The organism is Halosimplex marinum (assembly GCF_051414075.1).
GTDB classification, from domain to species: domain Archaea; phylum Halobacteriota; class Halobacteria; order Halobacteriales; family Haloarculaceae; genus Halosimplex; species Halosimplex marinum.
This window is the reverse complement of record NZ_JBLKNY010000004.1, coordinates 389,882-402,507: the sequence shown is the minus strand read 5'-3', so window position 1 is coordinate 402,507 and position 12,626 is coordinate 389,882. Positions and strand designations below refer to the sequence as shown.

Sequence of the window (12,626 nt, the reverse complement as noted above, 5' to 3'; positions counted from 1 at the left end):
TCGCCGCGCGCGAGCGAGCACTGGTCGCAGCTTCAACCCGTCTACGGTCCTGCTGTAACCGGCGGTCAGGCGGTAGTCGTCGCCCAGGTCGCGCTTGCTTCAACCCGTCTACGGTCCTGCTGTAACCGGAGGCGGTGATGCTACCGCTGGTCCGGAATTCGAGCTTCAACCCGTCTACGGTCCTGCTGTAACGCTAATGGTTTGATATTCGATGAAATCGTGTTCCGGTGGCTTCAACCCGTCTACGGTCCTGCTGTAACAGGTCCTCGACCCCGAGGAACGGAAGCTGTGGCGCCGGCTTCAACCCGTCTACGGTCCTGCTGTAACTCTCCACTGCGAGATCGCGAGCCGCGGCGTCCGTCAGCTTCAACCCGTCTACGGTCCTGCTGTAACGAAGTTCGCTGGCTTGAACCAGAACATGCCGTCGTCGCTTCAACCCGTCTACGGTCCTGCTGTAACTACTGTGCTTCCTTCTTGCAGTCTTCCGAGCAGAAGCTTCAACCCGTCTACGGTCCTGCTGTAACAAGCGCTCGGGCAGTCATCTGCCCGTCGACGGCGATGCTTCAACCCGTCTACGGTCCTGCTGTAACGAGATGGCGGCCGACCTCGTCCGCGCGACCGAGCTGCTTCAACCCGTCTACGGTCCTGCTGTAACACCCCGAGGAGCCCGGGACGAACGGGTTGCGGTTCGCTTCAACCCGTCTACGGTCCTGCTGTAACGTCCGCCCACCGGGCACACGGCGGATGGAAGACTCGCTTCAACCCGTCTACGGTCCTGCTGTAACCCGATGAGGGGGCCGCCCGAGTGCCCGAATTGCGGGCTTCAACCCGTCTACGGTCCTGCTGTAACCATTTTCCGAATCTGAATACCGCGGCCGCTCGGGACGCTTCAACCCGTCTACGGTCCTGCTGTAACGCGAACGAGGTCTCGCCGGGTATCCGGAAGGTCTCCGAGCTTCAACCCGTCTACGGTCCTGCTGTAACCGGCCACCTCGTCCCCGTCACCGTCGCGCCGTAGCTTGCTTCAACCCGTCTACGGTCCTGCTGTAACACGGAGCCTTCAACGACCACTTCGACGCGGACGCGCTTCAACCCGTCTACGGTCCTGCTGTAACTCTCCCTTCCCGATGTAGATCGCTTCCCACTTCAGGTGCTTCAACCCGTCTACGGTCCTGCTGTAACCGGCGTGTGTTCGCTATCCAAATACAGTCACGGGGTCGCTTCAACCCGTCTACGGTCCTGCTGTAACCGTGGTCAGCGAGCGTCTCTATCCACTCGGGATCGTCGCTTCAACCCGTCTACGGTCCTGCTGTAACGGGTGGGTCCCCCACGCTTCAACTGGAAGCGGGGAAGCTTCAACCCGTCTACGGTCCTGCTGTAACGAAGGCGACCGACGCCGGGTCGGCGTCGTCGATGGGGCTTCAACCCGTCTACGGTCCTGCTGTAACACGTGGACTTCGACGCCAACGCCGTCACCACGGAGCTTCAACCCGTCTACGGTCCTGCTGTAACCCTGCGGATACTCGACGGTTTCGTGATACTCGTGCTTCAACCCGTCTACGGTCCTGCTGTAACGAGGCACAGTCGCTCGCCGGGGGATTGAGGACCGCTTCAACCCGTCTACGGTCCTGCTGTAACTCGGCGCTCACTTTGGCGCGCGCGGTTTCGACAAAGCTTCAACCCGTCTACGGTCCTGCTGTAACGGTGACGGTCACCGGACGCTCGTCGGTCGTGACCTTGCTTCAACCCGTCTACGGTCCTGCTGTAACAGGTGCAGGGTGACGACGGCAGCCCGCTCGTCACGGAGCTTCAACCCGTCTACGGTCCTGCTGTAACGATCATCCTCGCCCTCGGGGTCATCATCGGGGCGTCGCTTCAACCCGTCTACGGTCCTGCTGTAACACTGACGACGGAGACGAGTACCCCGACCCCGAGGGGAGCTTCAACCCGTCTACGGTCCTGCTGTAACACTGACGACGGAGACGAGTACCCCGACCCCGAGGGGAGCTTCAACCCGTCTACGGTCCTGCTGTAACTCGCCTGCTTAAGTCCCGGCGGCGTCCCGCGCCCGGAGCTTCAACCCGTCTACGGTCCTGCTGTAACTGGCACTCTCAATTTCGACGCGAGAGACGCCCGTGCTTCAACCCGTCTACGGTCCTGCTGTAACGGGCTCCCGTCCGCGACGAGGCGCGGGAGATGCTGGGCTTCAACCCGTCTACGGTCCTGCTGTAACAGCGCGAGCAGCGAGAGCCAGGACGCTCGCTTGGTGCTTCAACCCGTCTACGGTCCTGCTGTAACGCAACCAGAAACCTGCTGACGGCCACCATAGTAGCTTCAACCCGTCTACGGTCCTGCTGTAACTGTTCGGGGAGTAGGACCCGGCGACCATCGCGGGGGCTTCAACCCGTCTACGGTCCTGCTGTAACCGCGCTCGGTGTCGATGCCGGTGTGGGACATCGCGCTTCAACCCGTCTACGGTCCTGCTGTAACATGATCCCGATCGTGTCGTCGTCGACGAGCTGCTCGCTTCAACCCGTCTACGGTCCTGCTGTAACGATTTCCTTTACCACTTGTTTCGTCCTCTCGAAGACTGCTTCAACCCGTCTACGGTCCTGCTGTAACCCGGGGTCACGTCGGTATACTCCAGCGAGACGCTGCTTCAACCCGTCTACGGTCCTGCTGTAACGTGACCGGTTTTCCGACAGTCACCCACCCAGCGGCGCGCTTCAACCCGTCTACGGTCCTGCTGTAACCCGCCGCCGCTGTTGATGATCTCGACGTTCGTGGTGCTTCAACCCGTCTACGGTCCTGCTGTAACCGCCGGCGCCGGCGACGGCCAGTCCTGGGGTGATATGCTTCAACCCGTCTACGGTCCTGCTGTAACTCGCCCCTGGTGTCGATCGGCGTGTGGCTCAAGCAGCTTCAACCCGTCTACGGTCCTGCTGTAACACGAGGTCGACCCGGACGCGAGCAACGTTCGACTGCTTCAACCCGTCTACGGTCCTGCTGTAACCGTGGCCTGCTGGCCCTCCTCGTCGGGCACCGCCGCGCTTCAACCCGTCTACGGTCCTGCTGTAACTTGCGGTCGGTCCGCGTCGCGAACAGGTCCAGCGGGAAGGCGCTTCAACCCGTCTACGGTCCTGCTGTAACTCCGGCGGACCGATGGTGGTGTCGGGCGATTACCTGCTTCAACCCGTCTACGGTCCTGCTGTAACACGGCCGGCATGAGTATGGGCGGGAACCACGATATCGCTTCAACCCGTCTACGGTCCTGCTGTAACGCTTGAGGCGCATCCCGCGGTCGCCGACGTACTGCGTGCTTCAACCCGTCTACGGTCCTGCTGTAACGCTGTTCGCACGTCTCAGACACTGAGCCGGCCATCTGCTTCAACCCGTCTACGGTCCTGCTGTAACGCTCATCGGTCGTCCCCCCCGTTGCTGACTTCCGTGCTTCAACCCGTCTACGGTCCTGCTGTAACCAGTATCATCTCCGGCCCGTGGAGTCAGCAGGACGCTTCAACCCGTCTACGGTCCTGCTGTAACTGCTCGGAGGACCGGAAGGTTTCGACGGTCGAGGCGCTTCAACCCGTCTACGGTCCTGCTGTAACCAGCGCGCGCGAGAGCTTGTCGACCAGCGAGAGGCCGCTTCAACCCGTCTACGGTCCTGCTGTAACCCTCCTCTGCTCTAAGTTCGCTAGCATCTTCATCGTAGCTTCAACCCGTCTACGGTCCTGCTGTAACGCCACAGACTATCGGCCTGGATGGTCTTCTCCGTGCTTCAACCCGTCTACGGTCCTGCTGTAACCGTAGGTCAAGGGTCAAGGTCCCGTCTCGGAGCTCGCTTCAACCCGTCTACGGTCCTGCTGTAACGTCTACGTCGGGGTGCGGCCAGCAGCGGAGCGTGACGCTTCAACCCGTCTACGGTCCTGCTGTAACTCCTGGTCGTCGCCCACCTCTATCTTCGCGGCGTTGCTTCAACCCGTCTACGGTCCTGCTGTAACCAGATCAGTGCGCTGATCGGTCCTGCTGGCCGACTGCTTCAACCCGTCTACGGTCCTGCTGTAACGTCGCGACGAGGCCGACGAGGAACAGCCCCAGCGCGCTTCAACCCGTCTACGGTCCTGCTGTAACTCGCTGGCGGAGATGATTGGATTGTTTGAGTACTTTGCTTCAACCCGTCTACGGTCCTGCTGTAACTTCAGCGCATCCCCGTCGATGTGATGAACTTCGGTGCTTCAACCCGTCTACGGTCCTGCTGTAACCGCGCCGGGGCCGCGCTCGGACTGCGCGTCGTCCCAGCTTCAACCCGTCTACGGTCCTGCTGTAACCTGAGCGAGGCGCTCGCTGAACTGGAAGAGCGGGACGCTTCAACCCGTCTACGGTCCTGCTGTAACCGCTGGCGACGTTCTCGAAGAGGTGGGTAAACGTGCTTCAACCCGTCTACGGTCCTGCTGTAACGAGTTCAAACCCAGCGCGACGGGCTACACCGGCGGCGGGCTTCAACCCGTCTACGGTCCTGCTGTAACTCGCGAGACGCCGCCTCGCGACCGTCACAGCGGATTTGCTTCAACCCGTCTACGGTCCTGCTGTAACTATGGCCGGTTCGCTGGCCTGAGTAGTGCTATCGTCGGCATCCACACAAGTATTTTCATCGACCCTCAATTCTGGGTGACTCCCCGGGGGGTCGATGGAGTGTCACAGTGAGAATCGGTCGTCGATGACGTCGGTCACGCGGAGCCCTCCGTCGGAGAGGTCGTAATGTTGGCCGCGACCGCATCGAGTTGTCTGGAGAACGCCGACCCCGTCGGCGTCGGCGCGGGCGGTCTTGTCCAGGCGCGAGAAACTCGCGGCGACATCCTCGATCTCCGAGACGGGAACCGACACCCGTAGGTCGCTGAGTCCCTGTAGGCGTTCGAACCCCTCCGCTCGGTCGGTCGGGTCTGCGCTCGACAGGAGGTCCGACACTCGTTGTACCTCCGCGTTCTCGGCTGGCGTGTGCGCGACGATAACGTCGCACGTATCGTAGCTGTCGTCGATCAAACTGGCGTCGCGTAGCTCGTCCCCGTCGCAGTCGCGGAGTGCCCGAACGAGGTCGCGGCCCCCCAGATCGGCGCCCTCGATCCACTCGAAGTACGCCGGGACCGCTTCGGTCGCGATAGTGCTGTCGGGTACCCAGTCCGTCTCGCTCTCGGCGGCGAGATCCGTCAAGATCGTCGTCGCCGTTTCGAGCCGCGTCGCGGGTCGATACACCTGCCGTGCGGGACACGTCTCGGCACCCTCTGTCGGAGCCAGCGCCCACACGGTCACGTCTCCGCCTCGCTCGCCCCATTCGAACGACCGGTTACAGCGCCCCGCCGCCTGCACGACGCTGTCGATCGGGGCGACGGACCGGTAGACGGAGCCGAAGCTGATGTCGACGCCGGCCTCGACCGCCTGCGTCGAAACGAGGACGAACGGGTGGTCGCGCCGAGCGAGGATCGTGGCGACCGTCACGAGCACTCGGCGGTCGCGGGGACGATACCGCGAGGAGAACTCGCCGACGAGTATCGCTTCTGAGCCGTCCGCTCGCGTCCAGTCCTGTTCGACGAGCGGCGTCTCCGGATCGTACTCGCCGACCTCGAACCCCAGTCGGTTCAACAGCTCCCGAGCGAGTTCGTCCGTCGTCGGCCGGTCTTCGAACGAGGCCCCGTGGCCTCGTTCGTGCAACACCTCGCGATAGCGCTCGCCCAGGTGATCGACGGCGACGCCGTCGGATTCCAGCGCGTCTCTCGTCTCCGTGGCGAGTTCGACCGCGCTGGCGATGGTGTTACAGACGGCGAGCGTCGAGGTGTGGTCCGCGGCGTCTCCGGTGACCGCCTCGGCCAGTCGCCGGCCGGCCCGCGCGTGTGGGACGAGGCGGTCCTCGTCGGGGTACTCTCGAAGCGACGGGTCGATCCGGTACCGCGTTCGTTCGACCGCCTCGAAACACGCACGCGTGAGTTCGGTGGTTTCGGTCCCCGAATCCGAGAGAAGCGACGCGGTCTCGAACTCCGCGTCCGTGAACAGCGACGGTTGGGTGGCCGTCATCGAGACGACGTGTGCGTCGTACTCCGTCACGAGCAACCGAGTGAGGTATCGGATCGCCGGCCACCATTCCGTCGGGAGCGTCTGCGGTTCGTCGAGGATCACGATGGCGTCCTCCAGAGCCGGCAGCTTGAGTCCCTGGGCGTTCGTCGGTCCCGTCAGGCTCTCGAACAACTGGACGAACGTCGTCAGGACGGTCCCGGATCGCCACGCTTCGCCGAAGTGGCTCGCGTCGAAATGACTGCCGTCGTCGAGCGTGTCGTCCCCGCGGTCGCCTTCGACCGTGGGGTAGATGACGGTATCCGTCAGGTAGTGATGGACGGTGAGCGCGCGGCCGCGGGGGTCGGCATCGAACACCGCCTCGAACTCGCCGCGTATCTGTTCGATGATCGACGTGTAGGGGAGCGCGTACACGACCCGGGGCTGGGCCGCCTCACCGGAGGCCTCGCGTTCGAGCTCCTCGCGGACGGTGTAGGCCGCGGTGAGTCCGGTGAACGTCTTCCCGAGTCCCGTCGGGAGTGTGAGCGTCGCCACGTTCGCCTCCGAGCGGGTCAGCGCTCCCGCGTTTTCCCGGACGCGGCGTCGTAGACCCTCGCGGAGCTGATTGAGCGACGCCTCGTCGGTGACGTCGACGTCCAGGGAATCGGTGTCGGTGATCTCGGGGTCGTCGGTCAACCCGGCGTCGTCTCGCTCGGTTTCGATCCACGCCTCGAGATCCGACAGCTGGAGCGACTCGGGACGCAACCGCTCGTCGTCTTCGAGTCCGGCCGCGCAAGTCTTGTCCGCGAGGGTCAGCCCGCTCCAGACCCGTAGCGCTCTGTCGTAGAGACGCTCGGGTAACTGATCCGGGTCGGGGTCGCCGACGTCGCTGTCGAGCGTGAGCGCCTCGTTCTCGACCGAGGTCGTCAGGTCGAGCAGTTCGTCGTAGAGAGCGCCGCCTTCGAGCGCCGACTCGAACGTCGCCCAGTCGGTTTCGCCCCCCGACGCGCGGCGCAGTAGCGCGTCCGCGACTGACCTCCCAGCGGCGTACTCCCGGATATCCTCGCACTGGGCACCGACGTACGCGTTCGCTGTCCCGCGCCGTTCGGAGGTGATAACGTCGACTAGCTTCTCGGCCGTGTCGGGCAGCTGTCCGTGGTGGCTCAAGACGGCGAGGAGGCCGGCGAGGCGGTCGCGGTCACTCACGTTGCGGACCGTGAGGACGTGAAACGCGGCGAAGGCGCCGAGCCGAGCGTGGTACGTGTAGGTCTTGTGCTCGACGTAGCCGTCGGGGCGGATGTACCGCTGGAAATAGGTCGTCGCTTTCCCCAGGTCGTGGAGCCAGCCGGCAGTCGACAGGACCGACCCGATTCCGTCCCCGGCGAGGGTCGGCGCGAACGTGCCGACAGCTTCCCCGTGGTCTCGGAGTTCTTCCACCCCGTCCTCACCGAGGCGAGAGACGACGGTGTCGTACATTCAGGCGAACACCAGCCGTCGGCCGTCAACGTCGGCAACCGGGAGCTTCGACCCGTCGACGGTGAGGCCCTCGGTATCTTCCCGGAAGGCGTAGTCGACGTAGGAGGTGGTCGTCCGTGCCGTCTCGTCAGCAGTCATGGTCCCCGGGACGCGCTCGACGGCGTAGGTCACCCCGGAACCGGGACGGATCGCGTCGATACCGTCGGGGACGATGCCGTCGACGGTCGTTTCACCGCCGACGGCGGCGCGCGCCACGTCGAATTCACCGGTGTGTCGGTCGTCCCCGTATCCGAGTGTCGCGTGCAACTCGGAGAGCCCGAGGGTTGGCGGGTAGTACGACCGACCGGTCTCCAGCCGGTCCCGGAGCGTTCCGTAGAACGTCGGGTCCTCCACGGCGACGGAGATCCGATACGCCGGGTCGACCAGGTAGTGGTAGCTGTGCAACTGCCGAGCGTCCGTGCTGTCCGGATAGCGCGCCTTCACGGTCTTGTTACCGGTTCCACCGGCGCTATCGAAGGTCTCGCTCGGGTTCGTCCCCAGTCCCAGCGTCGGAAGCGTCGCGGTTCGCGGCCTGTTCAGCAGTTCGACGGCGATGGCGGACGACTCTCGCTCGAAGATGTCGTAGTAGCCGTCGCGACCGACGCCGACGACGGCGGCCAACAGGCCCGCGAGGGTCGTCCGGGGCGGAACGCGATAGGTCTGTTTGGTCACCGTTCGGTCGATGCGCCGGAAGTGCCCCCAGTCGCCGCTGAGCGTGAAGGTCAGACACTTCGAGGGGACGCCCTCGGTGACCTCCGGTGGGTCCGTCGCGGTGACCGTGTCACCCCGGTACGCACCCTCGCTATCTCGACGAGCCATTAGGCGTCCGGGAGGGTCGCCTCGAACTCCTCGTACACGTCCACCGTGCGAACCGGCACGCCGCGACGGTCGAGTTCTGCCGGCAGGTCGTCGGCTCCGCCGAGTACCTCCCCGTCGTAGCTCACCGTGAGGTACGGACTCCCGACGACCGTCACCGTCTCGATGCGGTCGGCGAGCTCCTCCAGACGGTCACACAACACCGTCACGTCGAGACAGACGTCCGAGACGTTCCGGAGTTCGTCGTCGCTCATCGGCTCGTCGGTGTCGCTCGCCAGCTCGCGGTCCAGCTCGACCGCGTTGTGGAGCCCGCCGTCGTGGAAGCCCTCCGTGTCGTACTCCACGCGGAGGTAGAGCCGGGGCTCCTGGCCCACCTTCGAACGGCTGATCGTCTGGTTTTTCAGCGCGCGCCAACAGAGCGTGTCGAGACGCTCGATGTCGGCGTCGGTGAGGCCGGTCTCGGCCGCGCCGTGCTCGTCGACGAGCCCGTGAAACGGGAAGAGACCGTACTTGATCCGGTGGTCGTCGAGGCCGAACCCGCCGGTCTCGTTGTCGTCGGTCGTGGAGATGACGCTGGTCAGCGAGTTCGACTCCTCGTTCATCTCGACGGCGTTCAGCGAGCGCGCGGGGCTGAACTGTACCGGGCCCGTGTAGTTCCCGCCGTCGAAGTGCTCGACGAGCGCCGCGTGTACGTCGTTTTCGGGATCGCGATTGAAACTGAGCGTCGCGCCGAAATACCGCACGTCGAGCGCGTTGGCGAGGAACTCGCCCGCGATGTCGTCCATCGCTTCGAGGTCTTCCTCGCTGCTCACGTCGCCGAGTACGTCGAGCGCGAGCGCCGCGCGGCTGCCGCTCGTGCCGTCGCCGGTCTTTTTCACGAACACCCCGTGGCCGTCGTCGACGAGCTGGTCGCGGAGATACCGCTTGAGCCGAACGTCCGTGACGACGCCCTGGTCGGTCACCGGGTCGCGTCGGGGACGGTCCTCGCCCAGCGGGTTCCCGTTGGGGTTGCAGTCCTGTGCGTCGGTGATGAACACGATCTCGGAGCGGTTCGTGACGGTGTCGGTAGTGTCTGTCATTGGTCGGAATCGGCGGCCTCGGTCGCTACGTCCTGTTCGAGTCGCTGTTTGAGTTGATACGCGCGGTAGCCGGCGCGCTTGCCGTAGAGCTGTCCGAGCGCGTAGTGAAAGCGCAGGTCGTCGGTACCGATGTCCCAGTCCCCGTTGACGGCGGTGAGCGTCGTCGAGAGCAGGTCCTCGAGTTCCGGGAACAGCGACGCGCCCTTGTGCTCGTTCTCCATCGCGTACGCGTTCGCCTTGTCGACGAGCTCGGGCACCAGACGGTCGATCCGGCGCCCGGTCATCTGTTCGGTCGGGTACTGCTGGAGAGCGGTTCGGTTCATGTCGCGCGTGTCAGCCTGGTAGTACCCGATCTGTCCGACGAACACGCCCGCGAGGAACGCGGCGCTTCGGGTCGGGTTGGTCTCGGGGTCGAGCGCCGGCCGTTCGGCGAGGAATCGGTTGAGCCGGTACTCGCGGTACCGTGCCCGGGGTTCGCCCTCGAGTTCGGCCCGGTCCTCGGGGGGGATCTCGTCGTCGAGGTCGTCGGCCGTCTGTGTATGCGGTGGCATCTGTATCAGTGGTTCGAGATTCGAAGCCCTCTCGTCGGTCGTGAGGCGCTCTGCACGCGCGAGGGCTTCCAGTTGCGCGAACTGCGCCTTGAGCTGGTTCTCCGGGAGGCGGTTCTCCTCGTCCGCTCGCTGGTCGTCGACGAGGCGGGCGACGTACTCCGACAGCAGTCGCTCGACCGGAACGCCCTCACCGCCGAGCAGTGCGAACGTGAGCCAGTCGGCGGGGTCGTCGGCAGCCGGCGCGTCCTCGTCCGGGATCGAGAGGGTCCCGTACGCGTAGCGACCGCCGACGATCGACCGAACGATCTCCCCCGGTTCGAGGTTCTCCGAGATCACGCCCCAGTCGTCCGGGTGCTCGAACCCGGCGACCGTGTCGAAGGTCGAACTGTCGAGGACCGTTCGCTGCGCGTCCGCGAGGGCACGTGCCGGCTGTATCGAGAGGTCGGGGGCTTCGGTCAGGACGTTGATGTCACCGCTGTCGTTCCGGACGACGATAACGTAAAACCGGAGGTCGGCCACGGCGTCTGGGATGTCCCGTTCGAAGTCCTCCTGCATATCGACCATCTCCGCCTGCGTGTCTATGGACGAGCCCTCGGCGGTCTCACCGAGGTACTTCGCGCGGAGCGGCGTCATCGTCGTGAAATACGGGATCGTGTACACGCCCCGACCCCGTCGAGTCGTCCGAAACCCGTCGACGAGCGCGCTCCCGGCCTTTACGAGCAGCGCGGCCTCCGAAGAGACCCCGTGCGAACGCCACGACTCCGACTTGTGGAGACCGGGGAACTTCTCGGCGTGCTGGACGGTGTAGAACGCGAGCGGGTCCTCGGTCGTCCCGAACACTTCGTCCGCCTCGCCGGTGACGAGACACGAGGCCTCGCCGCGTGACGGGGGGCTGGAGTCCGGGAGGTTCTTCCGGGCGAGTTTCTCCTCGTTACGCGCTCGCATCCCCGCGTTGAGGACGTGGAGCTGGCCGGGGTAGTAGTAGCCGTCGGTCGGTTCGCCGGTCGGTTCCTGCGTCAGCTCCGACGCGTCGAGCCTGCACGCGACCGTCGCGATAACCAGGTCACCCCCGCTGTACTGCTGTTCGATCCGCTTCTCGATTTCGCCCTCGATCCCGTCCCGCTGTCCGAGCGTCTGGAGCGCCTGGATGACCCAGCCGTCCGGGTGTTCGGCCGCGACTTCGCCGATCGCGGGCTCGCGGTCGTCGGCGTTCGTCCACCGTTCGAGACAGTCGACGCAATACGTTGCGGTTCGCGACACCGAAGAGCCGCTCTTGGCGCCCCGCTCCGTGATGCTGTGGTCGATCCCGCGTCCCCACGGATAGATCGAGTAACCGAGTCTGTCGACGTGCTCCGAGCGAGCGGCGGTCACGTCTACGTCCTCCAACGTCGGTTCCCCAGTCAGGTCGACGAACACCGTGACGAGTTTCGGGCCGTCCCCCTCGTCGCTCGTGAACCCGTCGAGTTCGTCGGGCGTCACGTAGATCTGGAACTCCTCGGGGACGACACTTTCGCCCGATTGACGCGCTTCGGTGATCGCTCCGTAGAGCGCCTGCACTCGCCGGAGCGAGGTCACTGGCATCTCGCCCCAGTACTGCTCGAACCGGTCGGCGAACGTCCCGCTCACGCGGCCCCTCCGGGCGGCACGCGTTCGTCCTCGCGGACGTTCACGAACCCGAACCCGAGGCTGTTCCGTTCGGCCAGGCCCGCGTCCAGCGCGAGGTTCAGGTGGCGGCGGTGGTCGTCGTCGCGGACGCGATATCCGAACCGGAACTTCGAGAGGACGTGCGTCTGGGTCACGCCCTCGGTCACCGTCACCGGGAGCGCGTAGGATTTGATGTGCTCGTAGCTGGTGAACAGCCCCTCCGCGACGTCGCTCGGTCCGGGCAGGTAATCCGCACAGAACTGGCCGTGTTTGCGGTCGAGGTTGTTCTCCAGTTGCTCGCGGAGCGGTTCGAGGGAGTGTTCGGGCTTCCAGAACTCGGGAGCGTCGCTCGGCGCGTCGATCCCGTACTCGTCGAACTTCCAGTGGGGGATCCGCACGACGAGCCCCGTCGCCGTTTCGAGGACCCCTTCGGTCCCCGGTTCGCCGACATCCGGGGAGACGCCCGTTACCTCTTCGACGGTGAACGGCATCTCGGCGACGTTGAACTCCCGGTTCTCGACGAGGTCGGCCCCGATCGCCTCGAGCACGTCGTCGTCCGCCGCCGCGATGAGAACGTTTCGCCTGTCGCCCTCCGTCATGTCAGCCACCGGGAACGGGTTGCTGAAACTGAGTCCCGACGGCTCACCGCTCTCGTGGAGGTCGTCGAACTGCGGTGTGTCCAGCGCCTGCCACACGCGGCCGGCGAGTCCACGGTGGTATCGGTCGTCGTAGGCGGCGTCCGCCTCCGCACGCAGTCTGACTAGGAGACGCACCGCTCACCCCTGTGCGTCGTTCGCCCTTGGTGACAGCCCATTGTACGTTCCAGCGATTTCGCACGACGGAGTATGAATCTATGGGTGCGATCGAGAGCGGGAGTCCACCGGAACTGGACCTGCTGAAAGGATCTGTCCCCGTAGTGCTGAGGCGCACCCCGACTCGCATCCGGGACGAGTGTTACTCCCGTGAAAAGACTAATGAG

General features: G+C 64.8%; 5 protein-coding genes and 1 CRISPR repeat array (1 of these 6 cut by a window edge). All 5 genes read right to left on the bottom strand.

Features of this window, described 5'->3' with window-relative positions:
• Positions 1 to 4,593: direct repeats of the CRISPR family, unit length 30 nt; unit sequence GCTTCAACCCGTCTACGGTCCTGCTGTAAC (it extends 431 nt beyond the left edge of the window).
• Positions 4,594 to 4,695: 102 nt separating this feature from the next.
• From ACMGFI_RS10125 to cas6, 5 genes are read right to left on the bottom strand one after another with little or no spacing between them, the layout of a single operon-like run.
• Positions 4,696 to 7,518 carry a CRISPR-associated endonuclease Cas3'' gene (locus ACMGFI_RS10125; RefSeq protein ID WP_436909378.1) on the bottom strand — a complete coding sequence of 941 codons (2,823 nt, stop codon included), beginning with the start codon at positions 7,516 to 7,518 and terminating at the stop codon, positions 4,696 to 4,698.
• A complete protein-coding gene (gene cas5b, locus ACMGFI_RS10120; protein WP_436909376.1) occupies positions 7,519 to 8,376 on the bottom strand; it encodes a type I-B CRISPR-associated protein Cas5b in 858 nt (285 codons plus the stop codon). It abuts the gene before it with no gap.
• A complete protein-coding gene (gene cas7b, locus ACMGFI_RS10115) occupies positions 8,376 to 9,452 on the bottom strand; it encodes a type I-B CRISPR-associated protein Cas7/Csh2 (RefSeq protein WP_436909374.1) in 1,077 nt (358 codons plus the stop codon). Before cas7b ends, cas5b begins: the two co-directional genes overlap by 1 nt.
• The gene (locus ACMGFI_RS10110; protein ID WP_436909373.1) at positions 9,449 to 11,629 is read right to left on the bottom strand and encodes a TM1802 family CRISPR-associated protein; all 2,181 of its coding nucleotides are present in this window, start codon (positions 11,627 to 11,629) and stop codon (positions 9,449 to 9,451) included. Before ACMGFI_RS10110 ends, cas7b begins: the two co-directional genes overlap by 4 nt.
• Positions 11,626 to 12,420, bottom strand: coding sequence for a CRISPR-associated endoribonuclease Cas6 (cas6, locus tag ACMGFI_RS10105; protein WP_436909372.1), 795 nt, complete (start codon positions 12,418 to 12,420; stop codon positions 11,626 to 11,628). The genes ACMGFI_RS10110 and cas6 overlap by 4 nt, the downstream gene beginning before the upstream one ends.
• Positions 12,421 to 12,626 lie beyond the last annotated feature (206 nt).

What these genes read in the sequence shown, in the direction of transcription:
- ACMGFI_RS10125 (WP_436909378.1), bottom strand. Translation starts at nt 7,518, where the DNA reads ATGTACGACACCGTCGTCTCTCGCCTCGGTGAGGACGGGGTGGAAGAA.
- cas5b (WP_436909376.1), bottom strand. Translation starts at nt 8,376, where the DNA reads ATGGCTCGTCGAGATAGCGAGGGTGCGTACCGGGGTGACACGGTCACC.
- cas7b (WP_436909374.1), bottom strand. Translation starts at nt 9,452, where the DNA reads ATGACAGACACTACCGACACCGTCACGAACCGCTCCGAGATCGTGTTC.